Source organism: Ferruginibacter sp. (genome assembly GCF_028288465.1).
Lineage (GTDB): Bacteria > Bacteroidota > Bacteroidia > Chitinophagales > Chitinophagaceae > Ferruginibacter.
The window spans coordinates 1-26358 of record NZ_JAQBNR010000004.1 but is presented as its reverse complement, the minus strand read 5'-3'; the positions used below and the strand labels follow the sequence as shown (position 1 = coordinate 26358).

The 26358-nt window shown below is 40.4% G+C and carries 27 protein-coding genes; 17 read left to right on the top strand and 10 right to left on the bottom strand.

Features of this window, described 5'->3' with window-relative positions; translation table 11 throughout:
- Positions 1-18: 18 nt before the first annotated feature.
- The 3 genes from JWR61_RS02070 (at position 19) to JWR61_RS02060 (ending at position 2003) form a co-directional block, all read left to right on the top strand.
- Positions 19-633, top strand: a complete 615-nt coding sequence (locus JWR61_RS02070; protein WP_301926202.1) for a YigZ family protein — start codon at positions 19-21, stop codon at positions 631-633.
- A 79-nt stretch (positions 634-712) separates the two neighbouring features.
- Positions 713-1066, top strand: coding sequence for an MmcQ/YjbR family DNA-binding protein (locus JWR61_RS02065; RefSeq protein WP_290340267.1), 354 nt, complete (start codon positions 713-715; stop codon positions 1064-1066).
- A 91-nt stretch (positions 1067-1157) separates the two neighbouring features.
- The gene (locus JWR61_RS02060; RefSeq protein WP_301926201.1) at positions 1158-2003 is read left to right on the top strand and encodes a hypothetical protein; all 846 of its coding nucleotides are present in this window, start codon (positions 1158-1160) and stop codon (positions 2001-2003) included.
- A 128-nt stretch (positions 2004-2131) separates the two neighbouring features.
- On the opposite strand, the gene JWR61_RS02055 is transcribed toward JWR61_RS02060, so the two are convergent.
- Both JWR61_RS02055 and JWR61_RS02050 read right to left on the bottom strand, forming a co-directional pair.
- Positions 2132-3022 (bottom strand): 3-hydroxyacyl-CoA dehydrogenase family protein, encoded by an 891-nt coding sequence (locus tag JWR61_RS02055; RefSeq protein WP_301926200.1) that lies wholly within the window; start codon positions 3020-3022, stop codon positions 2132-2134.
- Between the two features lie 312 nt (positions 3023-3334).
- Entirely contained in the window at positions 3335-4519 is a 1185-nt protein-coding gene (locus tag JWR61_RS02050; RefSeq protein ID WP_301926199.1) for an acyl-CoA dehydrogenase family protein, read from the bottom strand.
- 319 nt (positions 4520-4838) lie between these two features.
- Between JWR61_RS02050 and JWR61_RS02045 the strand changes: the two genes are divergently transcribed.
- The 5 genes from JWR61_RS02045 to JWR61_RS02025 all read left to right on the top strand — a co-directional run bounded on the left by JWR61_RS02045 (position 4839) and on the right by JWR61_RS02025 (position 7984).
- A complete protein-coding gene (locus JWR61_RS02045; protein ID WP_301926198.1) occupies positions 4839-5390 on the top strand; it encodes an RNA polymerase sigma factor in 552 nt (183 codons plus the stop codon).
- Complete coding sequence (locus JWR61_RS02040; protein WP_301926197.1) at positions 5387-5968, top strand: hypothetical protein; 582 nt, start codon at positions 5387-5389, stop codon at positions 5966-5968. The genes JWR61_RS02045 and JWR61_RS02040 overlap by 4 nt, the downstream gene beginning before the upstream one ends.
- Positions 5943-6932, top strand: coding sequence for a hypothetical protein (locus JWR61_RS02035; RefSeq protein WP_301926196.1), 990 nt, complete (start codon positions 5943-5945; stop codon positions 6930-6932). The genes JWR61_RS02040 and JWR61_RS02035 overlap by 26 nt, the downstream gene beginning before the upstream one ends.
- Positions 6933-7010: 78 nt before the next feature.
- The gene (locus tag JWR61_RS02030) at positions 7011-7445 is read left to right on the top strand and encodes a YciI family protein (protein WP_301926195.1); all 435 of its coding nucleotides are present in this window, start codon (positions 7011-7013) and stop codon (positions 7443-7445) included.
- Between the two features lie 62 nt (positions 7446-7507).
- Complete coding sequence (locus tag JWR61_RS02025; protein ID WP_301926194.1) at positions 7508-7984, top strand: hypothetical protein; 477 nt, start codon at positions 7508-7510, stop codon at positions 7982-7984.
- On the opposite strand, the gene pyrF is transcribed toward JWR61_RS02025, so the two are convergent.
- From pyrF to JWR61_RS02000, 5 genes are all read right to left on the bottom strand, one after another.
- Positions 7966-8775 (bottom strand): orotidine-5'-phosphate decarboxylase, encoded by an 810-nt coding sequence (gene pyrF, locus JWR61_RS02020; RefSeq protein WP_301926193.1) that lies wholly within the window; start codon positions 8773-8775, stop codon positions 7966-7968. The genes JWR61_RS02025 and pyrF overlap by 19 nt on opposite strands.
- Positions 8776-8790: 15 nt before the next feature.
- Entirely contained in the window at positions 8791-9420 is a 630-nt protein-coding gene (locus JWR61_RS02015) for an FMN-binding negative transcriptional regulator (protein ID WP_301926192.1), read from the bottom strand.
- On the bottom strand, positions 9420-10694 hold the full coding sequence (gene kynU, locus JWR61_RS02010; protein ID WP_301926191.1) for a kynureninase: 1275 nt from the start codon (positions 10692-10694) through the stop codon (positions 9420-9422). The genes JWR61_RS02015 and kynU overlap by 1 nt, the downstream gene beginning before the upstream one ends.
- Before the next feature lie 104 nt (positions 10695-10798).
- The gene (locus JWR61_RS02005; RefSeq protein ID WP_301926190.1) at positions 10799-11734 is read right to left on the bottom strand and encodes a glycerophosphodiester phosphodiesterase; all 936 of its coding nucleotides are present in this window, start codon (positions 11732-11734) and stop codon (positions 10799-10801) included.
- A 136-nt stretch (positions 11735-11870) separates the two neighbouring features.
- Complete coding sequence (locus JWR61_RS02000; RefSeq protein WP_301926189.1) at positions 11871-12965, bottom strand: Mrp/NBP35 family ATP-binding protein; 1095 nt, start codon at positions 12963-12965, stop codon at positions 11871-11873.
- Between the two features lie 171 nt (positions 12966-13136).
- Between JWR61_RS02000 and JWR61_RS01995 the strand changes: the two genes are divergently transcribed.
- The 3 genes from JWR61_RS01995 (at position 13137) to JWR61_RS01985 (ending at position 14882) form a co-directional block, all read left to right on the top strand.
- The gene (locus tag JWR61_RS01995) at positions 13137-13778 is read left to right on the top strand and encodes a carboxypeptidase-like regulatory domain-containing protein (RefSeq protein WP_301926188.1); all 642 of its coding nucleotides are present in this window, start codon (positions 13137-13139) and stop codon (positions 13776-13778) included.
- Between the two features lie 183 nt (positions 13779-13961).
- Complete coding sequence (locus tag JWR61_RS01990; RefSeq protein ID WP_301926187.1) at positions 13962-14474, top strand: shikimate kinase; 513 nt, start codon at positions 13962-13964, stop codon at positions 14472-14474.
- Between the two features lie 12 nt (positions 14475-14486).
- On the top strand, positions 14487-14882 hold the full coding sequence (locus tag JWR61_RS01985) for a DUF423 domain-containing protein (protein WP_301926186.1): 396 nt from the start codon (positions 14487-14489) through the stop codon (positions 14880-14882).
- Here the strand turns inward: JWR61_RS01985 and JWR61_RS01980 are convergent.
- On the bottom strand, positions 14872-16761 hold the full coding sequence (locus tag JWR61_RS01980; RefSeq protein WP_301926185.1) for an ATP-binding protein: 1890 nt from the start codon (positions 16759-16761) through the stop codon (positions 14872-14874). The genes JWR61_RS01985 and JWR61_RS01980 overlap by 11 nt on opposite strands.
- Positions 16762-16867: 106 nt before the next feature.
- On the opposite strand from JWR61_RS01980, the gene JWR61_RS01975 reads away from it, so the two are divergent.
- A complete protein-coding gene (locus tag JWR61_RS01975; protein ID WP_301926184.1) occupies positions 16868-19420 on the top strand; it encodes a DNA translocase FtsK in 2553 nt (850 codons plus the stop codon).
- Between the two features lie 4 nt (positions 19421-19424).
- Here JWR61_RS01975 and murF read toward each other — a convergent pair whose 3' ends face one another.
- On the bottom strand, positions 19425-20705 hold the full coding sequence (murF, locus tag JWR61_RS01970; protein ID WP_301926183.1) for a UDP-N-acetylmuramoyl-tripeptide--D-alanyl-D-alanine ligase: 1281 nt from the start codon (positions 20703-20705) through the stop codon (positions 19425-19427).
- A gap of 104 nt (positions 20706-20809) precedes the next feature.
- Positions 20810-22375 (bottom strand): SUMF1/EgtB/PvdO family nonheme iron enzyme, encoded by a 1566-nt coding sequence (locus tag JWR61_RS01965; protein WP_301926182.1) that lies wholly within the window; start codon positions 22373-22375, stop codon positions 20810-20812.
- 550 nt (positions 22376-22925) lie between these two features.
- Between JWR61_RS01965 and porV the strand changes: the two genes are divergently transcribed.
- From porV to JWR61_RS01940, 5 genes are all read left to right on the top strand, one after another.
- Positions 22926-24089, top strand: a complete 1164-nt coding sequence (gene porV, locus JWR61_RS01960; protein ID WP_290340242.1) for a type IX secretion system outer membrane channel protein PorV — start codon at positions 22926-22928, stop codon at positions 24087-24089.
- Between the two features lie 109 nt (positions 24090-24198).
- Positions 24199-24675 carry a 2-C-methyl-D-erythritol 2,4-cyclodiphosphate synthase gene (gene ispF, locus JWR61_RS01955; protein ID WP_301926181.1) on the top strand — a complete coding sequence of 159 codons (477 nt, stop codon included), beginning with the start codon at positions 24199-24201 and terminating at the stop codon, positions 24673-24675.
- 65 nt (positions 24676-24740) lie between these two features.
- Positions 24741-25184 (top strand): dUTP diphosphatase, encoded by a 444-nt coding sequence (gene dut, locus JWR61_RS01950; RefSeq protein ID WP_301926180.1) that lies wholly within the window; start codon positions 24741-24743, stop codon positions 25182-25184.
- Between the two features lie 12 nt (positions 25185-25196).
- On the top strand, positions 25197-26036 hold the full coding sequence (locus JWR61_RS01945) for a DUF4292 domain-containing protein (protein WP_301926179.1): 840 nt from the start codon (positions 25197-25199) through the stop codon (positions 26034-26036).
- 91 nt (positions 26037-26127) lie between these two features.
- Positions 26128-26298, top strand: coding sequence for a hypothetical protein (locus tag JWR61_RS01940; protein ID WP_301926178.1), 171 nt, complete (start codon positions 26128-26130; stop codon positions 26296-26298).
- The last annotated feature ends 60 nt before the right edge of the window (positions 26299-26358 follow it).

The window sequence follows — 26358 nt, the reverse complement described above, 5'->3', positions numbered from 1 at the left end:
AATACAAAACCAACAATCTTGACAACGACGAACGAACCAACATTTTATTATACAATTGAAAAGCCTTCGGTAGAAGAATTTAAAGACCGCGGGAGTAGGTTTATTGCTTTTGCTTACCCGATAGAATCGGTGGATGATTTCAAAAAACTGTTGCAGCAATTAAAGAAAGATCATCCGAAAGCTGTGCATCATTGCTTTGCATACCGCCTGGGAACGGATGGAAATAATTTCAGGGTGAGCGATGATGGAGAACCTTCCGGAACAGCCGGCCGGCCTATTTTAGGGCAGATAGACAGTAAATCTATTACCAATACGGCCATCATAGTCGTGCGTTATTTTGGTGGCACATTGCTCGGTGTTCCGGGTTTAATCAATGCCTATAAAACGGCTGCCACACTGGCTTTGCAGGTAGTGCCGGTTGTTCAGAAACAGGTTGAAGTTAATTACAGCATCCACTTTGACTATACACAAATGAATGACGTGATGATGGTGATGAAACAATATAACTGTACCATCATCAGCCAGGAAATGCAATTGTTTTGCCACATAAAAGCAGGCTTTGCTAAAAGCCGTCTGTCGGAAGTATTATACCGGTTGAAGGAATTACAGGTAGACGCAGAAAAAATTAAATAAATATTTGTACTTTTCTACATTAAAATCCAGCCTGGCCGACCTCTGTCCGACTGGTTTATTCAGTTAATAATAAATCTTCATGAACATCGAAACACTTCGGGAATATGTTTTGCAGAAGCCATCTGTAACAGAAGGCTTTCCATTCGGCGAAACCACCCTTGTGTTTAAAGTGAACGATAAAATATTTTTACTGGTGCCGTTAGAAGCTGGTCAGTTGCAGTTTAATGCCAAGTGTGATCCTGATAAGGCCATTGAATGGCGAGACGAATATCCAGACGCTGTGCTGCCCGGCTTTCATATGAACAAGAAACATTGGAATACAGTTATTGCGGATGGCACCCTATCGAACAAGCAATTGTTACAGATGGTGGATGATTCCTACAATTTGGTTGCAAAAAAAACACCTTCGAAATTACCCCGCAAGAAAATATAATTACAACGTTATTTTAAATTGGTAGAAACAGGCCGTGGCCTGTTCCCCCGGATACCCGTTCATCTATTTTTTAATCCTAAACATAACAACCATGCAAGACGAAGAAAAATTTTCTGATGATCCCGCTGAAAATATGCGGATGGAAAATGAATTTTTAAAGATGAAATTAAAGGCGCAATATGGGGATGCCTTTCATATGGAAAGCAATGCAGGCCTGTCGCCGGAAATAGAGAACGAGTTTTTAAAGAGAATGATCGCTTTTGAAGACAGTCATGCCGATGCGGTGGTTTCTACAGTATATGAATGCATCGGCCGGCCGGCTTATAAGTCTGCAGAAGAATTAAATGACATCGAAATCATGGTCGAATTGCAAAGAATTAATGCAGTCCTGAATGAACATAATATTGCCCTTGATATTTGTGACGGTCCCTACCCTGACAGGCTTATTTACACTTTTATTACGGAGGAATTATTTTCGGAAGAAGCAAAAAACACGGGTGATAAAGAAATACGGTACCGTTTTATTTATGAAGAATTTCACCCAAATCACAAAGCGGAAATAACAAGGCGAACGCACGGGTTTCTGAATCATTGGTTCACCTGCAGTTTTGATGAATACGCAACTGAATTAAGTGGGCAGATTGTAATTCCCGACGGCAGGCAAATGGACAAGGAAGACGTGCTTGAAAAACTGCGGCTTTTCTTTGATGCTTTCCAGGGCTTTAAAAATGATGGCTATACTATTGATGAAGTCAGTTTTGAAATAAATCCCGAAACATTCATCGGGCTGGGATTTGCAGAAGGCATGTTGAAATATGATGCGCTGTTGGAAAAAGGCGAGCAGGTACATTACCAGGGGCCATACAAATTATACATGCAAATGGAAAATAATTACTGGGATATTTTTTGTTTCATCATGCCGGGATTTAACTGGTGACCAAAATTATTTCGGGGCATATTTCCAGTTCCTGCTTTTGCCTTCTGCCATCATTTCGATGGCCTGCTATGCGAATGCTTAAGCACTGTAGTTTACCGGCTTGTTTATGTACAATTAATTACTGCTAATTAAATGAAGCTTTTGCTCAATACTAACTCTTTGCTCCCCGGAGTATAAACATAAAATCCCTCACCACTTTTAACGCCCAGCTTTCCAGCCATCACCATATTTACCAGCAACGGACAGGGCGCATATTTTGGATTGCCAAACCCATCCTGCAATACTTTTAAAATACTCAGGCAAACATCCAGGCCAATAAAATCCGCCAGTTGCAGCGGACCCATCGGGTGGGCCATTCCGAGTTTCATAACAGTATCAATTTCTTCTACACCAGCTACGCCTTCATACAAACTATAAATAGCTTCATTAATCATGGGCATCAAAATGCGGTTGGCAATAAAACCAGGATAATCATTGACCACGCAAGGGATTTTGCCTAATTGTTTACTAAGTGCGGCAATGGTATCCGTTACTTCCTTTGTGGTTTGGTAGCCATTGATAATTTCCACGAGCTTCATCACCGGCACGGGATTCATAAAATGCATACCAATTACCAGTTCGGGGCGTTTGGTGGCAGCCGCTATTTTGGTGATGGATATGGAAGACGTATTGGTAGCGAGGATGCAACCCGCCGGGGCGGCTTCATCCACTTGCTTAAATATTTTTACTTTGAGTTCTGTATTTTCTGTTGCGGCTTCAATTACCAGTCGTGCATTTTGTATACCCGTTGCTATTTCAGTTGCAGTGGTGATATTTTCAAGCGCTGCTTTTTTTTGTTCTTCAGTTATGGTTGCTCTTGCCACCTGGCGGTCGAGGTTTTTGCCAATGGTCGCAATAGCTTTTTCTAACTGAGTTGCATTTACATCAATTAATGTTACAGCAAATCCATGTTGCGCAAATACATGCGCAATACCATTGCCCATGGTGCCGGCGCCGATAACAGCAATGTCTTTTATCATACATTCATTTTATCAATGTTTCAAGAAGTCTCATTTCCATAATTCGAGATAAGCATTTATAGGAAGGTGAATTATGCGGTTAGTAGTTAATGCAATTATTGAATAAAAATCAATTCCCTTACGACTATTCTAAATTTTTCACTGGTTCCGGATTTTGTAAGCCTCCTAAATTAAAAGATATATCAAATTGAAGAGGAGCACAATAAAGTAATATCAGTACAAGTGTGCGACGCCAATGAAGTTGAATACCGTTACCATTGCTGATATCAAAAAATAACAGAACATGCACTCATTCCTCCATCGGGGCGGTTTTTACTTAAACGCATTTAACCCCGTAACATCCATACCCGTAATCAGCAAATGAATATCGTGCGTGCCTTCATAGGTGATTACACTTTCCAGGTTCATCATGTGGCGCATTACCGGGTATTCGCCTGTAATGCCCATGCCGCCCAGCATCTGGCGGGCGTCTCTTGCAATATTGGTCGCCACTTCGCAGGCATTTCTTTTGGCCATACTTACCTGCTGCGGGGTCACTTTTCCTTCATTCATCAGTACACCCAGGCGCCAGTTTAATAGCTGCGCTTTGGTAATTTCTGTTACCATTTCGGCCAGCTTTTTTTGCTGCAACTGAAAGCCGCCGATGGGCCTGCCAAACTGAATTCTTTCTTTGCTGTATTCGAGCGCAATATGGTAGCAATCCATGGCTGCCCCAATGGCGCCCCAGGCAATACCATAGCGGGCCTTGGTTAAACAACCCAGCGGACCTTTCAATCCTTTTACATTGGGCAATATATTTTCCTTTGGTACTTTTACATTGTCAAACACCAGCTCGCCAGTCGCACTTGCCCGCAGGCTCCATTTGCCATGCGTGGTAGGCGTACTAAAACCTTCCATACCTCTTTCCACAATCACACCCTGAATTTCATCTTTTTCATTGCGTGCCCACACCACCGCTACCTGCGCAAAAGGCGCATTGCTGATCCACATTTTTGCGCCATTTAAAATCACGTGGTCGCCCCCATCTTTTATATTCGTCAGCATACTGCTGGGGTCGCTGCCGTGATTTGGTTCCGTTAATCCAAAACAACCCAGCCATTCGCCGCTGGCCAGTTTGGGTAAATATTTATTTCGCTGGTCTTCACTGCCATATTGATAAATAGGAAACATTACCAAACTCCCCTGTACACTCGCTGTAGAGCGAACACCACTGTCACCTCTCTCCAGTTCCTGCATCATTAAACCGTAGCTGATATAATCAAGTCCGCCACCCCCATATTGTTCCGGCACGGTCGGACCGAAGCAACCCATGTCGCCCAGTTGTTTTACAATTTGCTGCGGAAACTCGGCACGTTGTGCATAGTCCTCTATAATCGGGCTGATTTCTTTTTTTACATAATTGCGTACACTTTCTCTTACCAACTTATGTTCTTCCGTTAATAATTCATCTACATTAAAATAATCCGGGCTTTGAAAATTATCTGTTTTAGCTGCCATAGTAAATTGAGCAATTGTTTAAAAGATGATGAATATTTTTTTGAACAAGCATTTGTAATTCTGTTGACCATCCGATAGCGATCGGCTCCCTTGTACCGCCATTTTTGAACTTTTACTGAAGCGTAGGATGGAACACGGCTGAAAGGGATATTGCGGATTGGCATTGATTTTAAATCTGTTTTTAATCCGTTCCATCAGCGTCATCAGTGTTCTATCCTACGCACAAAGATAATATGTACGGCACTACAAAAATGGTTGTGTTTACCTTTGATGCAACATTATTCAAAGGCGCTTGTCTCTATTAATTAAAACAATCTTTTTGGAACTAACGGTATCGATACATCGGGATGAACTGGTAGAGCGCTGCAAAAAAGGCGAAGCTGCGGGCTATAAAGAACTGTACCAACGGTATGCTAAAGCCATGTTCAATACCTGCCATAGAATTTTAAACAGTTTTGACGAGGCAGAAGATGTACTGCAGGAAAGTTTTACAGAGGCATTCAAAAACCTGCACGCTTTTGAATACCGCACCAGCTTTGGAGGCTGGTTAAAACAGATCTGCATTCATCGAAGCATCAACCAGCTTAAAAAAAGAAAATTCCGATGGGAAGACATTGAAACAATCAATGTGTACAATATTGCAGAAGAGACTTTTATTGATGAAAATGAGATTGCATTCAAGGTAGAACAGGTAAAAAAGTCCATCCTATCGCTGCCGGATGGCTACCGCACCGTGCTGAGTTTGTATTTGCTGGAAGGATACGATCACCAGGAAATATCAGAAATATTGAACGTAGCGGAATCAACTACCCGAACGCAGTACATGCGGGCGAAGCAAAAATTATTACAGCTTTTAAAAGAAGGAATATGAGCAGGAAATTAGAAAAGTTTATAGGCGATAACCGGAACGAATTTGACGATAAAATGCCATCGGTTAAGGTTTGGGAAAACATTGCAACATCGCTGGTTGAAAAGCAACCAAAAAAAAATATACTGACACCCATACTTAAATGGACCGTCGCCGCTGCAATCATCATCACAGCCGGACTGATTGTATTTTTTGTAACGAATACAAATAAAATAGGAAGAGAGATTGGCGTAACAAAAAAAGACTCTTCCGTAGAAGTCAATGCCATGGTTTCTGAAAATACACCGGAAGTAAATGAATTTGCAAAACTGGTGCTGCTTAAACAAGAGGAGTTAAAAGCATTGGCGCCGGAACACCCGGAGTTGTACCACCAGTTCACCACAGACATTAACCAATTGGATAGTTCATATAAATCCCTCAAAAGCCAGTTGAGCATTACACCCAACCGTGAAATGCTGATACAGGCAATGATTCAAAACCTGCAGCTGCAGCTGAATGTGTTGAATCAGCAATTAAACATTATCAATCAAATTAAACAATCAAAAAAAGATGACCATGAAAAAAGCACTCCAACTATTTAGCATATGGTTCCCGTTTTTCTTTCTGCAGCACCAGTTGTTTGCACAAAACGATAACAATAAAAAGTATGAGTTTGTAAAGAACAAAGCGGTGAATAAAACTTACAATGTTTCTTCATCAGACAAACTGGACATTCAAAATTCTTTCGGTACTGTTGAAGTACATACCTGGAATAAGAATGAAATAAAGATTGATGTAACAGTAGAAGTATCAGCCAACTCAGAGGCGCTCGCGCAAAAAATAATCGATCGCATTGAGGTAAATGAGTCAAAAAACAGTAGCGATATTTCATTCAAAACTTCAATCAAGGGAGTCAATAATTCAAAGAATGAAAAAAGCACCATGAAAGTGAATTATGATATTTCCATGCCTGCATCCAACCCGCTGCACATTAGCAATGAATTTGGCGCCACAGTACTACCAGACTATAAAGGCGAGGTAGAATTGTCCAGTAAATTTGGGTCTTTAACCACCGGCAGTTTAAGCAATGTGAAATCAGTAAATGTAGAATTCGGGCATGCCAATATTGAAAGTATTTTTGATGGACCAGTCAGCATAAAATATTCTTCTGCAGAAATTGGTAAGTTGTCTGGCAAGATTAAATTGGACCTGGAATTTAGCAGCGCAACAAAAATAAACGTTGATAACAGTCTTACCAGCCTGGATGCAAAAGTGTCGTACTCTACCGTCAACATCAGGCCGGTAGGGGATTTATCTGCATCTTACTCCATCTCTACCAGCTTTGGCAGTTTTAAAAACCGCAGCAGTATAAAGTTTGATAGTGATGAAGACGATAAAGAAGATAAGGGACCAAAATTCGATTATCATTACAATGGAAAGTCCGGCAATGGCGCTATTCCAATTAAGTTAAATACCAGTTTTGGTAAAATAATTTTAGGCGAAGCCACAGAAGATGATATGAAGGATAAAGAAAAAGCTAAATCAAAAACCAGGACTACCTCATAACGGCGTTACGCGGTTGTGAACTATAAAAGGTCTGTAATTATTTGCAGACCTTTTGTATTTTCATAGAAATTATTTTTTATGAGACATCTTATAAAATACTTGTTAGTTGCTTTAAGTTGCCTGGCCATCATCAGTGAGGTTGATGCACAGGATCAAAAACCAGCCGCTGCTTCAAGACCCGAAGATAAAATCAGGCAATACTTTTTTGTGATGCTCACCACAGGTAGTAACCGCACGCATGATTCGGCTACTGCAGCCAAAATACAGGAAGGCCATATGGCCAATATCAATCGTCTATATTACGATGGCAAGTTAAAGGTTGCGGGTCCCTTTGGTGATGATGGCAACTGGCGGGGCATTTTTATTTTCGATTGTAAAACAAAGGAAGAAGTGGAAGCATTGTTGAAGACGGACCCGGCAATTGCAGCAGGAAGACTGTCCTATGAAGTGCATCCCTGGTGGACTGCTTCGATGGGAAGCTTTACGCCCGGCAAGCCTGAGAAGAAGCCATAGAGAAATATATTTTAGCTTTAATGTGATTAGCCTTATAATCTGAAACGTACCTTAAAATTTATATGACCCTTCTGAAAAAAATCCGCCTGCTGATTGTATTTTTTATAGTTGCCTTAATACTTAGTGGTGTTACTGCTTTTCCTGTGGAAACAGAATTGCTGTGGTTACAACATCATCCTTCAATGGTGCCCGCATTTGCGAAAGACTGGTTACAAAATGTATACACGGCGCTGGTAGAAACCAATGCCAAATACCCAATGCTGGCGTATGGTTTTGACTGGCTGGCTTTTGCGCACATTGTAATTGCGATGGCTTTTATCGGGCCTTTAAAGGACCCCATAAAAAATAAATGGATTATTGATTGGGCGATACTTGCGTGCCTTGCAGTAATTCCGCTGGCGTTTATTGCGGGGCCTATCCGGTATATCCCGCTGTTTCATATTTTAATTGATTGCAGTTTTGGAGTGGTGGGATTAGTACCACTGTTGATTTGCAGAAGATGGATAAAGCAATTAGAAGATCAAAGTTTGGCTAAATAGCCTGCCATTTCAGTTTGGTACTGCAATGCGACAGCCCTTGCTTCTGCGGCAAAATCTTCTTTTTCGCTGGCGTAAATAATAGCCCGGCTGGCATTTACCAGCAAGCCACAATCGTTGTTCAATCCATATTTACTTACTTCTTCAAGGCTGCCCCCCTGGAAACCTACACCGGGTACCAGTAAAAAATGATCCGGAATAATTTTGCGGATATCAGCTAAAATATTTGCTTTCGTTGCACCTACTACAAACATCAGGTTACCGGTATTGCCCCAACTGCTGACTGTTTTTAAAACTGTTTCATATAAAAATTCATCACCCACTTTTTGTTGCTCAAAATCTTTGCTGCCGGAGTTGCTGGTTAAACCCAATACGATGGCCCACTTATTATCAAATTCGAGGAAAGGTTTCACGCTGTCTTCGCCCATGTAAGGCGCAACGGTTACAGAATCAAATTCCATTGTTTCAAAAAAGGCTTTAGCATATTGTGTGGACGTGTTGCCGATATCGCCTCGTTTGGCATCAGCGATGGTAAAGTGTTCTTTAGGAATATAGTTCACTGTTCTTTCCATAATATCCCATCCGTTGGAGCCCAGCACTTCATAAAAAGCAGTATTGATTTTATAGGCTACACACAAATCTTTAGTAGCATCAATGATCTGTTTATTGAATTCAAATATGGCATCCGCATGGCTTTGAAGGTGCTTTGGTATTTTGTTAAAGTCCGTATCCAGACCAACGCAGAGAAATGATTTTTTTAATTGTATTTGGTGGATGAGTTGTTGTCTTGTCATGATTATAAAATGAACTTATGCCTGGGTTGTACTAATTAGTTTTTTCATTTCTGCTGCAATCAGTATTGAGTTTTCGTCACCCCGTTTTTTTAGCTTATCAATAATGTTGAGCTGCTCCTCGCTGGTTTTATTCTGACTAAGTTTAAAAATATTTTCAACGGTTTTTACTTCAATAGTAAAACCCACAATCGCTTTCAGCATCTTGCCGATATAGGCTTGTGACATATTATTGAAGGCGGCTGCGCTTTGGGCATCTTCATACTTATTGGTTATGGCTTTAATCGCTTCATAGGTTCCAATATCATCTGAAAAACTAATGGTACCTTTTGCATGTACAGTCATGTAATTCCAGGTAGAGGCAGATTGCGGATTGTTGTACCAGCTTGCACTAACATAACAATGCGGTCCGTTGAAAATTACGAGCACGTTGCCATTTTTTACAAAGGCCCGGTGATGATCAGTATTTTTCATGAGGTGGCCGGATAGAATAATTTTTCCATTATTGTCTGCCACCACTTCTAAAGGAATCTGTGTGGCCGCCGGATATTCTTCTCCCATCCCGGTAATTATTGCAAATGAATTTTTCTTCATAAACGCAATTACTTTGGCTCCATCTTTTTCGGTAAAATAAGGAAGGCTATACATTAAGCGACATTTAAAATGTGTTGTAACAGTTCGGCAAAAATATAGATTTCTTCGAAGCTATTGTATAAAGGCACTGGTGCTACCCTTATTACGTTGGGTTCTCTCCAGTCTGCAAAAACGCCATTGGGCAGTAAACTGTCAAAAACAGCTTTTGCATTTTTATGTACTGAAAGTGATACCTGGCAGCCGCGTTCGTCCGGATTGGATGGCGTGATGATTTTAAATTTTTCTATTGGTTGATTGATATGGTTTAACACAAAAAATAAATAGTCACTCAGTGCTTTGCTTTTTTGCAGCAAGTTATCAAAACCCGCTGCAGCAAATATTTCCAGCGATGCTTTGTGCGCAGCTAGTAACATCACAGGCGGTGTACTCATGGCCCAGCTTTCTGCTGTTGTTGCAGGTGTAAACGTACTAGCCATTTTAAAACGGTTGCCGGCATCATTGCCCCACCATCCTTCGAGCCTTTTCAGGTTATGGTTGTTGAGATGCTTTTGATGTATAAAAGCACCTGCAACTGCCCCAGGACCGCTGTTTAAATATTTATAATTACACCAGCATGCAAAATCAACCTGCCAGTCGTGCAGTTGCAGTTTAATATTACCGGCCGCATGTGCAAGGTCGAAGCCTGCGTAAGCGCCGGCTTCGTGCGCCGCTTTTGTAATGGCTTTTATATCGAAAACCTGGCCTGTGTAATAATTAATACCGCTGAATAAAACCAGTGCAATGCTGTCCTTGTGTTGTTCAATAACAGCAGTGATGTCTTCGGTAGTGATCAGTTCTGTTCCTTCTTTGGGAAATACTTCTATGATAGCATCAGCAGGATCAAGACCATGCAATTTTACCTGTGACTGAAAGGCATATTGATCAGAAGGAAAGGCTTTTGCTTCGCAGATGATTTTAAAGCGGGTGACAGTTGGCTGATAAAAACTAATCATTAGCAAATGCAGGTTCACCGTCAGGTGATTCATCGTTACCAGCTCTTCTTCTTTTGCGCCAATGATATCACAAAGCAGCGGCGTTATTTTTTTTGAATACTGCAGCCATGGATCCTTGCCTAAAAAAAATCCTTCCACCCCAAAATTGGCCCAGTTTTCCATGATGTTGGTTACTTCATCCTGTGTTTTTTTTGGTTGCAGCCCCAAAGAATTGCCTAAAAAATAGATGGCATGTTTACCCTGGAAATAAGGCATATAAAATTGTGCCCTGAAATGACTTAGTGTATCTTGGCTATCCAGTGCCTGTGCATATTCCAGCGTAAATTCATGCTGCATTAGGAGAAGTTTTTGCCGTTAAGGCGTTAAGACGTTTTTGGTGTTTCACTCAAAAGATTTTGGGCCCAGGTAGCTACAAGCCATACGTCTTACCACTAAGTATGCTAATTAAAAAGATTAGGATAATCAGAAATAATTCCGTCAACGCCCATTGCTTTTAAGTCATTTATTTTCTTTGCATCATTCACCGTCCAGGGAATTACTTTTATGTTTTGCTGATGACATTTTTCAATCAGCTCCGCATTCACCAGTGTATTTTCCGGGCTGTAAATAGTGGGAGTAAATCCAAGTGCTTTTATTTGTTCCTCTAAAGTTCTTTTATCAAACCGCTCTATGAGCATGGCTGTTTTTATTGCCGGATAATGCTCATGTAAATATTGCAGGCTCCTGAAATCGAAGGATTGAATGATAACCTGCTCTTCCATCTTTTTTTCATTGATGACTTTCATCAGCAACTCAACAAACTCCGGCGGTGCGGGGTGATTGATATTATCCGTTGCCGGCATGCACTTAGTTTCAATATTAAAAAACGGGTAAGGTCGTTTGCTGGTCGTCATGTATTTCTTCACGCTGTCAAACACATCACTTAACAGCGGTTTTGCAACCGCCATTTTTTGCTGCTGCGGAAAAAAAGGGTGCTGCTTTAACCCAACATCATATGTTTTGATGGAGTCATAATTCATCTGGTACAGAACGTAACTGTGTTCATCTTTTGCTGCTATAAAACTGCCGTCTGGTTTGGTTGTAATGTCGTGGTTAAGGAAGGGATCATGACTGAGGATTACCTGTTTGTCCTTACTGATGCTGGCGTCCATTTCGAGCGTGGTTACTCCAAGGTCTAATGCCTTCAGCATGGCCGGGATCGTATTCTCAGGCATCAATCCACGACAGCCTCGATGGCCCTGTTTATCGAACGTCACAATCTCTGCTGAAGAGTGTGTTGATGATATCTTATTTTGAACGGACATTTTTTTATTGGACGAACAGGCACCGCACATCAATAAAATAAATGTTGCGGCTGTTTTTATTGTTGATAACATTGAATTAGCAAACTATTTTTTATTATAAAGCTATTTCGGATTGAACGCCAATGATCCACAATGGTATGCAGTATAAGAGGGCGACGCAACGATGTACCACAAAGCTTCCTGGCCCGGACAAATATTGTTCCTTTTCCTACTCTGTCATTTCAACTATTTTGGTCGGCTCCATATTAGCATTTCGCATGGCAATACCACGGGTGGCAATGGCCGCAAAATCAATGAAGGCTTTCTTCGTCAGCTCATCATCGCTTACCATAACCGGTACACCGGCATCCCCGCCTTCACGAATGGATTGCACGATAGGAATTTGCCCAAGGAAAGGAAGATCAAATTCTTCGGCCAGGTTTTTACCGCCATTTTTTCCAAACAGGTAATATTTATTCTCTGGCAATTCTGCCGGGGTAAAGTAGCTCATGTTTTCTACCAGGCCAATAATGGGCACTTTTAATTGTGCCTGCCCAAACATGGCGATGCCTTTTTTTGCATCGGCAAGAGCCACGGTTTGCGGCGTGGTGACTACAATAACGCCGGTTACGGGTACGGTCTGCACCACAGTTAAGTGGATGTCGCCCGTGCCTGGCGGCATGTCTATTACAAGGTAATCCAGTTCGCCCCAGTCCACATCGCTTACAAACTGGCGGATGGCGCTGCTCACCATTGGTCCCCGCCAAACTACCGCCTGCTTTTCATCTACCAGTAAACCAATGCTCATCATTTTAATGCCATATTTTTCGATGGGTACAATCATGCCTTTACCATCAACATCTTTCATTAAAGGCCGGTCGCCGCGAACGCCAAACATGATGTGCTGACTTGGTCCGTAAATATCCGCATCCATTAATCCTACGCGGGCGCCGCTCTGGGCGAGTGCCAGGGCAAAGTTGCTGGCTACGGTGCTTTTGCCTACGCCACCTTTTCCGCTGACGACTGCTATGATATTTTTTACACCGCTTAAAACCGTTTTGGCATCTTTACGGTTGGTGGTGGTATTGCTGGTGAAGTTTACTTTTACAATGGCCTGCTTGTTAACGAGCAGTTTCACGGCGTTGATGCACGCATTCATTATCAGGTCTTTCAGGGGGCAGGCGGGGGTAGTAAGTACTACCGTAAAGGATACATCATTTCCATTGATTACTATATCTTTAACCATGTTAAGGGTTACCAGGTCTTTTCCAAGATCGGGTTCCTGTACATTGCTCAGGGCCTTCAGGATATCTTCATTTGTCATCAGTTCAATTTTTTGTTAAAAAGCAGGATCTGCGGCAAAATTAGCTATTGATACCCTTACTTTGTTTATTAATTAAGGAATGTTGTTATTTTTGAAAAGAGAAGATTTTTAACCAACTGTAACCGCTTCGCCAGATAACCGCTTAGATATGCAGTAACTGAATTTTATTGAATGAAAATATTTTTACGATACATTTTTATTTGTGCTTTGTTTATTCCGGTTGCTGCAAAAGCTCAATTTGAAAATTTTAAGGATTCAGTAGTGCAGTTGTATGGCGTTGTGATGACGGCTGACAGCCTGCAGGCATTGCCCTCTGTAAGCGTGGTAGAAAAATTACAGGGAAGGGGCACCGTAACCAATAACCAGGGTGTATTTAGCCTGGTGGTATTAAAGGGCGAGAAGGTAGAATTTACAAGTGTTGGGTTTAAACCTAAAACCATTACTATTCCCAGGGATATAGAAGGCAATCAGTACAGTGTATTGCAATTGATGGTTACAGATACTGTTTACCTGGCGGCAACCATTATTAAGTCCAGGCCTACAAGGGAACAGTTTGAAAGAGATTTTTTAAAGACAAATGTGCCGGCCGATGACCTGGAAGTCGCCCGGCAAAACAATGATGAAAACAGACGACGTGTGCTGATGGCATCATTACCGAGAGATGGCAGGGAAGCGGCCAATAAATACCTCAGTCAGCAATCTGCAAAATATTATTACGCAGGCCAGGCTCCTCCACAAAATATTTTTAATCCATTTGCCTGGGCAGACTTTATAAAGGCGTGGAAGAGGGGTGATTTTAAAAAGAAAAATTAGGCTGGCTATATTTCTGTTTTATATTGCTGTTTTTTATTTTTGTGATTCCTCTATTCAACAACCGGCACGATTTAGAAGTCATTCTATTTAATTTTTTCCGCTTATTTCATTCCACTGTCTTTTACCATTTATTCCGGTAATTTTGCAACTGTTGTCACCAAGCAAGGCAATTATAAATTTAGCATGATTTGTTTTTTAATTGGTTTTATGGGAAGCGGTAAAACGCATTGGGGTAAAATATGGGCCGGTGTTTGCGGCTTTAATTTTATAGATCTGGATGAAGCAATTGAAAAGCAGGAAGGAAAATCAATTGCGGATATTTTTGAACGCAAGGGTGAAAAGTATTTCAGAAAGATAGAAGCAAAGGCACTCCGCAATTTTGGAAGCTTAACGAATACGATTGTAGCATGCGGTGGAGGAACACCCTGCTTTTTTGAAAACATGCAATGGATGAATGAACATGGAATGACCATCTACCTTAAAACTACCGGCCCGAAAATTTTAGAAAGAGTATTACTTGAACAGGAAAAAAGGCCCCTGCTAAAAAAAATGAACCCGGCAGAGCTGTTGTTTTTTATTGAACAAAAATTAAAAGAAAGAGCCCCCTTTTACAATGCGGCAAAACAAATACTGACAGCTGAAACTCTTTCGGAACAAACCTTTGGAAAATTATTGGGTACATTAAAGGCTTCTTAAAAAATATATTTAATGCAGAAAAAATTTATTCAAGCCGCTGCCTTATTGGGTGCACTATCAGTTATTTTAGGTGCATTTGGTGCACACGCCCTTAAAGAAATGATCAGCGAAAAAAGCCTGGCTATTTTTGAAACCGGTGTGCGGTATCAGTTCTATCATGCTGTAGCGCTTATGCTAACAGGTATGTTGTATAAGGAGTTTACAAATAAATCTTTATTGTGGGCAGGACGGTTATATGGTATCGGCACGTTGCTATTTTGCGGATCATTGTATTTTTTGGCTATTGTTGACCTTTCGGCCCACCCGGGACTAAAAGCGATAGGGGCAGTTACACCTTTTGGGGGACTTTGTTTTATTGCAGGCTGGCTTTTACTGGCAGTGGGCGCTGCTAAAACACTTAAGCAGTAAGTTTTGCATATAATGTTACGAGGGTACCGTTTTTATTTTCAATAGAAAAATTGATTCCAGATTTTGTCATTCTTTGCTTCATGTTTTTTAATCCGTTGCCAAAACGTCTCAGATTTTCGAAATCAATTCCCACCCCATTATCCTGTATATAAAACGAGATGCCATCTGTCTCCCGTTTCAATGTGAGCCAAACCTCCGTTGCATTAGCATGTTTTAAAATATTATTCAGCGCTTCTTTAACCACTAAAAAAACATTGCGTCTTATCTCGCCGTTCACTACAAACTCGGGTAAATTGGTATCAATATTCACTGAACAGTTGATACCTGTGTTTTCGAAATATTCAAGTGCATAGCTACGTATATAAGCCACCATATTTCCAAATGAATCATTGCTGCTATTCATCGTCCAGATGATGGTGTTCATGTTGTTCAGCAGCTCATTGGCAGAGAAAGAAATTTTTTCTATTTCAGGAATGGTGTTTTTTCCCAGCCTGCTTTTTGCCAGTTCGCTGAAAAGACGAATAGCGGTAACACCCGCGCCAAGGTCATCATGCATGTCTGTACTGATACGGTTTCGCTCATCCTGTTGCGCATTCAGTATAGCTAGCTTTGACTCAAAAATTTGTTTTTCAGCCTCCAGTTTCAGCGCTTCCTGCTCTTTAATTTTTTCAATGAGTTCTATGCGGTTTTTATAAGTTAACCCCAGGAGAAAAAAGATTAGCTCACATACAATGCCAAGTTCATAATACAACAATGCGCTTGTAAAAATACTGATCGCCGGCCTTACAGGAAATATAATCAGCAGAAATGAGATGATAGAAAAAAAGATCAAAATGGCATTGCCAATTGCCAGGTAATTGATCAGCCTGTTTTTTTGTTTGATACCAATAATGACATACAATATTCCTATACCGAGACAAATCATTTTTGTACCGTTCTCCAATAAAGATGTCAACCGGAAGTTACCTGAAAAAAAATAGGTATAGCTGTATATGGCTAACAATACCAGCAAAACTCTTTCTTCGTAGTAAAAAATCTTATTTAACAGGGGATAGTTGATACTTGTGTTTAAGAATTTCCTGGTAAAAGCAATATAGAAAACGGTGCCTATAACCAGCACAGCAAACCCAAGATATCCCATAAAAAAACTGGAGAAAACGCCACTTCTTCTTTCTGTGTAGGTATTAAAATAGATCAGTATAAACATACAAATTGCGTAAAAACAATTGTACAAAAATTCCTTTTTCCCGTTTACACTAAAATTGGCGCCGTTAAAGAATATCATCATCAGCAATAACCCGCTCAGCAAATAACCAATTACCATTTCATTGTAACTTGATGTATACAATATTTTCTGGTATTTGGTGAGATAGCTTTTCTGGATAATCTGAAGCGCCAGCGAGTTGAATTTTCTTTTTGAAAAATGCAACTCCGCCAGGTAAGTAGTTTTTTCAAGAGGGGAAAGAAAGATTGGTTGAAATCCATCCTCCTCACTTTCATCTTTTAAAGTGATAAAATTACCTGCAGGCGATATTTTGCTTAGTTTAATACTGCGAAAAGAATTGCCGGGATATAAATAAACTGTATCGTTTAAAGCCGAACTATTTTGCAACGTAAACTTTACATAAACAGTTCCATTGATCCAGGTAGCAGGGATCAATTTAAGGCCTTTGAAATCGGCCATACTTTTCCATTGCCGTTGCAAAATATTTCCGGAATGTGCCGTATTATCAGAATCAATAAGTATATCACATTTATCCTTGATGGAACAAGCGTCTTTAAAGGATGAAACATCTATCGCAAAGCTATCAGCAAGGGATTGGCCCATCATGCAACCATAAGAAAATGTAAATACAAAAATGCAAATTAGTCTCCTCAATTGCGTAGGTTTTACCAAACGTACAGCTTTTCGTTGATATCTTTTTATACTCCGGCAATCAAATTCTGTAATGTTACAGTAAGGGATTTATATATCTTTGTCAGTAATGGCAAGTAAAGTTAAATCAGGTAAATCCAAAGCCTCTGGCAAGGAAGGGTTAAAAGCAGAAACAGAGGAAAAAGTAGTGATGAAAGAACTGCTTAAGGATGATCGTACACGTAAAATAACGGGTACAGTATTGTTGTTGCTGGCATTTCTTTTTTTTATAGCATTTACTTCTTACCTGTTTACATGGCAGGAAGACCAGGATAAAGTTTTTCTGCACGGCTACAAGTTACTGTTGGGTACCGATGCCAAAGTGAGCAACTTGTTAGGCACTTTCGGAGCTTTTATTTCTCACCTTTTTATTTACAAGGGTTTTGGAATCGCGTCTTATTTTATCTGCAGTTTATTTTTTGTAGCAGGATGTAATTTGTTTTTTGGAAAGAAAATATTTTCTGTAAGACGCAATGTCAAATACGTTATTACCGGCCTGGTTATTCTGAGCGTGACAGCAGCCGTTATTATGAATGGAAAAGGTTTTCCATGGGGCGGGGCGGTAGGTAATATGGTAAGGGACTGGATGTATAAAACCATTGGTAAAGTAGGAACACTGGCCGTGTTGGCAGTTTCAGTACTTGTATATGTTATCTGGCGGTTTAACCCGGTTTTTGCGCTGCCATCCAAAAAAATGTATACAGCTGCCACTGATGATGAAGAAACAGAGGATGCCTTGGTAGATATTGATCCGGCCGTAACAGAGGCGCCGGAAGAGGTTGTCAAAACAAACAGGGGAAATAAAGTAAAAGGTGATGCCGGAATGCTGAATATTCCTATGGAAGTCAATAATGGCCTGAATCACGATTTACACATTGTTGAAAAGGATCTGCCCATAGTCACTAAGCCAGCAATAAATCCGGTAAATGAAGAAGACCGTTTTGCAGAAGCCAAACTATTTATACAGGATGCCGCTGTCGATAAAGCCAGTAATTTAAAAAAGGAGCCAAAAATTGAAAATGACCCTTTGCTTGAACTGGAAATTAAAACAGTTCCGGAACCCATTTTTGAAGGAGGCAATGCTGTAGCCACTCAAACAAAGTCTTCGGGTATAAATACACCTTATGATCCGGTGCTGGATTTGCGGGATTACAAATATCCACAGCTTGATTTGTTGGATGCGCATGGCAGCGAAAAAATAGTACAGGATCCTGCTGAACTGGAAACCAATAAAAACCAGATCATCAATACCCTGAAAAATTATGATATCAATATTCAGAAAATTTATGCAACTGTAGGACCTACAGTTACCTTGTATGAAATTATTCCTGCAGCTGGTGTGCGGATATCAAGAATAAAAAATCTGGAAGACGATATCGCATTGAGCCTTGCGGCCCTTGGAATCCGCATCATCGCACCCATTCCGGGAAAAGGCACCATAGGCATAGAAGTGCCCAATGCGAAAAAAACAATCGTAAGCATGCGTACTTTGCTGGATACAGATAAGTTCCGGCAAAATAATTTTTCTTTACCTATTGCCATTGGTAAGAAAATCAACAATGAAAACTTTATAGTTGATCTTGCCAGTATGCCGCATTTGCTGATGGCAGGAGCAACTGGCCAGGGTAAATCGGTAGGCTTAAATGCCATACTGGTATCGTTGCTTTACAGCAAACATCCATCACAATTAAAATTTGTTTTGGTAGATCCCAAGAAGGTGGAATTGAGTATTTATAAAACCATTGAAAAACACTTTCTGGCAAAATTGCCGGGTGAAGAAGATGCTATTATAACCGATACAAAGAAAGTAGTACATACTCTAAATGCCCTTTGTATTGAAATGGATAACCGGTATGATTTGCTGAAAGAAGCAGGCTGCCGGAATATCAGGGAGTACAATGAAAAATTTGTTGCCCGTAAACTAAATCCTGAAAAAGGGCACCAGTTTTTACCGTTTATTGTTTTGGTGGTAGATGAATTTGCTGATTTGATAATGACGGCCGGCAAGGAAGTAGAAATGCCAATTGCAAGGCTGGCGCAGCTTGCCAGGGCGGTAGGGGTGCATTTAATTATAGCAACGCAGCGCCCCAGTGTAAATATTATAACAGGAACCATAAAGGCGAACTTTCCTGCAAGGATTGCATTCAAAGTGAGTAGCAAGATAGATAGCCGGACTATATTAGATGCGGGCGGTGCAGAACAATTAATTGGAAAAGGAGACATGCTGATCAGCTACAACGGAGAGCTGGTACGTTTGCAGTGCGCTTTTGTTGACACACCGGAGGTAGATAAAATTGTTGACTTCATCGGCGATCAGCGTGGTTATGCGCAGGCATTTTTATTACCGGAATATGTGGATGAAAAGGAAATGGAAGGAAAGGATTTTGACCTGAACGATAAGGACGCTTTGTTTGAAGATGCGGCAAGGCTGATAGTTGCCAGCCAAAGCGGAAGTACGTCTTTATTGCAACGCAGAATGAAACTTGGATACAACCGTGCAGGCCGTTTAATGGACCAGCTGGAAGCGGCTGGCGTAGTCGGTCCCAACCAGGGAAGTAAAGTAAGAGATGTGTTGATTAAGACGGAAGCCGATCTGCAAATGTATCTCGATAACTCTCTTTAATATTTCAGTCAAGTATCTTTTCCATTTGCATACTGCGTGATCCTTTAATCAGTAAGGTTGCGTTGCTAAGCCGCTGTTGCTGCAACCATTCGCGTGCCTGAACGGATGTAGCAAAATTGAGGTAAGGGTGAGGAATGATGTTGAAATCCCCGCCTACCAAAACTACCTGTTGCCAGTGATATTTTTTTATCAGTTCTATTAACGCTTTGTGTTCGTCCACGCTCTCTTGTCCCAGTTCCATCATTCCTCCCAGCAGTAATATTTTGTTATTTCCTTCCATGGCTGCAAAGTTTTCTATAGCAGCCTTCATGCTGCTGGGATTGGCGTTGTAAGCATCAAGAATTATTTTATTGCCATTTTTTTCCATCATTTGAGAGCGGCTGTTGGTAGGCAAGTATTGCTCTAAAGCAGTTTTTATTTTTTGTTCATCTACCTTAAAATATTTGCCTATAGTAATTGCTGCCAAAACATTGGGTAAATTGTAATCGCCAACCAAATGAGTTTGAATGTCGCCTAATCCTGTTCCACTAATCATCCTCATCTTTAAAAATTCATTGTGACCAGCTGCAGCAACCCCTGTAATTTCCGCACGACTGGTGCCGTAAGTCTTAATTTCGGGGATGCCGGCACTCATCTCCTTCAGATAGTCGTAATCAGCCATAATAAAGGCGGTTCCATTATTTTTTTTCAGGTAATCAAACAACTCACCTTTGCCTTTTCTTACACCTTCAATTCCGCCAAAGCCTTCCAGATGCGCCTTGCCGCAATTGGTGATAAGGCCGTGAGTAGGCAGTGTATATTCACAATAACTTTCTATCTCTTTCTGATGATTAGCACCCATTTCTACTACAGCAATTTCCGCATCTTTCCTAACGGATAAAATTGTCAACGGTATACCAATGTGGTTGTTTAAATTTCCTTTGGTAGTGTAGGTTTTGTATGTCGTGGAAAGTACTTTGTGTATTAATTCCTTAGTGGTTGTTTTGCCATTGCTTCCGGTAATAGCAATAAAGGGAATGGTAAATTGCTGACGGTGATATTTGGCCAGTTGTTGCAGTGTTTCAAGCGCATCATTCGAATGGATTAATCTTTCATCTGCAAAGTCCGCAGGCTCATCCATTACCACAAATGCAGCACCGCTGTCAAAAGCCTGGCGTGCGAATTTATTGCCGTTAAAATTCGGCCCTTTTAATGCAAAAAAGAGATCGCCTTCCTGTAATTTTCTTGTATCGGTTTGGATGGACGGATGCTTCAAAAAGAGAGTGTATAAATCTTGTATTTCCATTTGTCAAAAATAGGAGAAGTGATTGTTATATAGTATAAAATGGACAGATAAAAAAAGCCCTCCACTTTTTTAGTGAAGGGCTCGATTAATTTATTGCAAATAATTTATTGTTTTTTTCTACTGTTCTGCTTGCGTTTTCCAAAGATATTACCTTCTTTAAATCCGGCACCTTCAGGAGAGCCCATATAAGTTTGTGCACAACGGAAACCAATCGTACTGGAAGACTGATCTTCTTCCAAAAATCTGCGTGCACCGGGAGATAACCAGTAAGGCCTGTCATTCCAGCTACCGCCTTTAAATACCCTTGATTTATCACTTACCAGTGTGGTAACACCATATTGGTAAAAAGCTCCGCTGGTTGAATCTCCGTCCAGGTATCCGGAAAGGCTGTTGTGCTGGTAGTTACGGCGATTTTTTACTTCTTCATCGCTCACAGCAGTTTTCTTCAAATGTCCTAAAGAATCTCTTTCGAACTCACCGCTGCTGTTTTTATAATACTTATCAAACTTGTTGCCCCTGAAATAGTTGAAGTCTTCACCGTCTGTTGGAGTAGATGGTCGGTAAACGTCCTGAACCCATTCAGCCACATTACCACTCATGTTGTATATACCGAATGAATTAGGATAGAAAGCTTTGATATTACCAGGAATCGCAGAACGGTCATTCAAACCGCCGGCAACGCCCATGTTATCACCACTACCACGTTTGAAGTTAGCTAAAAACTTACCCTGCCAGCTGCCTCTGCGGTTGTCACGAAGACCATTTGGATTTTTGCTCCATGAATAAATCTGCTGGTTTGATATTAACTCTTCACCACTTTTTCCTTCTTTCTTACGCGGATTTGGGTTTTGATCCAATAAACCGTAAGCAGCATATTCCCACTCTGCTTCAGTTGGTAACCGGTAACCCATATTCAGTAAACCATCTTCCATTTTTACATTGGCTCTTGGCTTACCGCTTACATCTTTCAATTCCGATTTTTTGGGTTTGGTTCTACCCTGTATCAATTCTGGATTCATCAAATAGGTTTCTGTATTAAATGACCCTTCAGCGCCACCGCCACGCATTTCTTTTTTAGCAAAATCCTTTTTCAAATATCCTTTCTGTAACAAGGTTAGTTCATTTACCCTGTCTGTTCTCCAGATACAGAAATCATGTGCCTGTTGCCAGGAAACACCAACAACGGGATAATAATTATAAGCAGGATACCTGAAATAGTATTCAACATAAGGTTCATTATAGGCAAGCTCTTCACGCCAGCACAGTGTGTCCGGCAATGCTTTCGCCATTACTGTTGTATCACCGGCAAAGGTATTTTCAAGCCAATAGATATATTCACGATAATGCACATTGGCTACTTCTGTTTCATCGATAAAAAATGATGGTACTGTAATACGGCGGGGAATATTATTCCAGTCTCCCATTACATCTTCATCTTTAGCTCCCATAACAAAAGTACCACCCTGAACAAAAACCAATCCGGGCCCTGCTTTTGGATACTTCATCTTAGATACATGGTAGTTACCCATGTTCTTGTCATCATAGTTCCATCCGGTTACAGACGATTTAGACTTCTTCTTTCCGGAAGAGCCGCCACTTTTACAGGCTCCCAGCGAGAAGACTACTGCTGCCAGGATAATTAAATTTTTTACTGAAAATGTTTTTTGCATGTGCGTTCGTTTTGCAAATTATTTAACGAAAGGTTTTCTTTAATATTGTTTTGGGGAATTCAATGCGAATATAAATATTTTACCCCATATACAATTTACCGGGATGCCGGTTTAAGGATTTTATCAAAATGTTAGCATCCCTTTTTCCATTTACCGGAACGAAAAATATTGTACTTATTGTATATGTGGGTGGTGTAAATTTTATTTACTAAAAATGACAAGCAAAATTCCAGCCATATATGGCGTGTCCCTTATCTTTTTTTAACGTGGAAATCCAGGTGGAAATATATTACCCGTTATATAGATAGTACTGTTTTAAAACAATAAACACCGTTGAAACCCGTTCTTTAAAAATTGGCTGTTAAGCGGAAATAAAAATTGTAAAAATTAATTATTACCATAACGGTTATGCGGTCGATTGGCAAAAATCTTCTAATTTCACAAATTAGTTAATATAATTGTGCACACTATTTGTTAATTTATAATTTTACACCCCCAAAACTCTGCGCTTATTGAGTGTATGTCTACTTAAACAAGACAAAAATTACGAATGAAAAAAGCAACTATTAAATTAACTGCCTTGGTTTTATTACTGGGAACTGCCTCCAGTCTGGTAAATGCCCAGCAAACTGATCCTATAAATGTAGTCACTTCTGCTGTGCCTTTTTTACGCATTTCCCCCGACGCACGTGCCGGCGGTATGGGAGATCTTGGTGTAGCCACCTCCCCTGATGCAAATGCGGCTTTCTGGAACCTGGCCAAAACGCCTTTTAATACTAACAAAGGGGGTATGTCTTTAACGTACACGCCCTGGCTTAAGGGGCTTGATATAAATGACGTTTATTTAGCATCATTGTCGGGTTTTTATAAATTGGATGAGCTTTCTGCCATATCCGGTTCATTAAGGTATTTTAGTTTGGGTAATATTCAGTTTACAGATAATAATGGCTCTGAGTTAGGTCAGTATCGTCCACGTGAATTTGCACTTGATTTGGGATATTCCCGTAAGTTATCAGATAAACTGGGTGTAGGTATTGCGATGCGTTACATTAATTCCAGCCTGGCAAGCGGGGACCCAAACAACAGCGGTACTATTTACAAGCCGGGTACAGCCATTGCCGCTGATATAAGTATATTTCATACCGGGTTGAAGGAAGATGGTTCCGGATTAAATTACGGCGTAACGTTGAGTAATCTTGGTTCTAAAATCAGCTATACCAACGATGCCACTCAAAAAGATTATATACCTGCCAACCTTGGATTGGGGGTTGCTTACACCACGGTATTTGACCAGGATAGTAAAATGACTTTTGGACTGGATCTTCATAAGCTATTGGTACCTACGCCGCCGGCATTGGGAGACAGCGCTGGTCTTCAAAAGTACCGCAACCAGGGAGTTGTAGGAAGCTGGTTTAACTCATTTGGTGATGCGCCTGGTGGTTTTTCAGAAGAATTAAAAGAAGTGCAGGCATCTTTAGGAGCCGAGTTCTGGTATCAAAACCAATTTGCTTTGCGTGCAGGCTATTTTTATGAAAATCCGGCGAAGGGAAACAGGAAATATTTTACATTGGGCGCCGGTTTAAAATATGAAATGTTTGGCTTAAACTTTTCGTACCTGCTGCCATCCGGTAATGGTGTTAACCGTAATCCTTTGTCAAACACTTTGCGTTTTAGCCTGGTATTTGATTTTGCAGATACACAGGAAAAAAAATAAATTAAATTAATTACCTCTTTTATATCAGCGTTCTGCAAAAAAGCAGAACGCTTTTTGTTTTGGCTTAATCGTACATTTGCGCACTTCATAAATGCTTAAATAAATGCACATGAATTTAAGAATCGGCTTTGGTATTGACTTTCATCAATTGGTAACGGACAGGGAGTTTTGGCTTGGAGGTGTTAAAATACCTCATACCAAAGGGGCTTTAGGGCACAGTGATGCGGATGTATTGTTGCATGCCATTTGCGATGCAATGCTGGGCGCTGCCTGCCTGGGAGACATTGGCGTGCACTTTCCTGATACCGATTTAGCTTTTAAAAATATTGACAGTAAAATTTTGCTGCGCAACAGCTTTGCTTTGATTCAGCAGGCAGGCTATAATATTGTAAATATTGATAGCAGCCTTTGTTTGGAAGCCCCCAAAATAAAAACTTATATACCGGAGATGCAAAAAACAATTGCAGGTATTTTGTCATTGCAGGTAACAGATGTTTCAATAAAAGCAACCACAACAGAAAAGATGGGCTTCGTTGGCAGGGAAGAAGGTTTAATAGCTTATGCTACTATCTTATTGCAAAAATGATCCGCTATTATTTCATTTTAGTAGTTGTTAAATAAAAATCACATCTCATCATTACCTTTGCGCCCATGCAAAATATACCTGTAAACATTATTAATCAATCTGGCAATGAGTTGCCGGCTTATGCCACCACCGGATCGGCTGGCATGGACCTCCGGGCCAATCTTCAGCAATCAGTCACTCTGCAATCTCTTGAAAGGGCACTAATACCCACCGGATTATTTATTGAATTGCCCGAAGGTTTTGAAGCACAGGTAAGACCCAGAAGCGGCCTGGCAATTAAACAGGGTATTACCTGTTTAAATACGCCCGGTACTATCGATAGCGATTACAGGGGAGAATTAAAAGTAATATTAATTAACCTGAGCACTGAGCCGCAAACTATTCATCATGGCGATCGCATAGCGCAGATGGTGGTCGCTTCGGTTACCAAAGCAGATCTTATATTGGTACAGCAATTGAACATTACAGCAAGGGGCGAAGGTGGTTTTGGTCACACCGGCAAACAATAAAAAATAAAAAGAATGAAATTTCTAATCAAAGATATCCGGGTGCAGTTGTTTTTTTATGCACTGATTGCGGTGGTGTCAGTCAGCAGTTGCAAAACAGCAAAGAAGATACAAACAGCCGTAGCAAAAAAAGATACCGTATCTGTTATTATAACCAATACTTCGGCAGATGATTCACTGAAAGTAATTAGAGCCGCCATGAGTGAAGTAAAAAGTCATAAAATGGACTTTAAGACTTTTTCTGCCAAAGTAAAAGTTGATTACCAGAATAATAAAGGCAATCAACCCAATATAACTGCTTACGTAAGAATTTTAAAAGACAGCCTGATTTGGGTGTCGGGTTATGCCACAGTTTTCAATATAGAGGCCTTCAGGGTGTTAATCAATAAAGACAGTGTTTTTTTGATAGATAAAATAAACAAGCAGGTACAGTACCGGTCGATAGACTACCTGCAGGAAGTTACCGCCATCCCTTTTGATTATAAAACGTTGCAGGACCTGCTGATTGGTAATCCTGTTTTTTTTGAAGACAGCGTCATTTCCTATAAAGAAACGGAATCAAAAATATTACTTGCCACGCTGGGTAAATTTTTTAAAAACCTGCTGACAATTGATAAAAGCAATCACTATTTAACGCATAGCAAACTTGATGATGTAAATATCAACCGGAACAGAACAGCGGATATCACCTACAGTAATTTTGAAAATAACAACGGTATCAATTTTTCTACCTACAGGGAAATAACGGTATCAGAAAAGAATAAACTGGACATCCAGTTAAATTATAAGCAGTGGGAGTTTAACAAAGATTTGTCTATTATTTTCAACATACCTAAAAATTATAAGCGCAATTAGGCGTTATTTACAGCGATGCAATAGTTAGCTTTGTTAACGTACCATTTGCACCGCTGTATTGTAATTTTGTTTATCCAAGTAAACTTAGCTCATGATCAGATTTGTTGTAATCCTTTTCTCCATTTTTATTTTCAGTGCGGCGGTAACAGCGCAGGCCCAGGCTTCCAAAGAGCAGCAGGAACTGGAAAAAGAGCGTCAGCAACTGAGAAGGGAACTGGAAGAAACCCAGGAACAGCTAAATAAAAATAAAAAGACAAACTAAGAAATTATCAGTCAGAAAGCGCTTATTGAAAGGAAATTAAGTCTGCAGGAAAAAGTAATT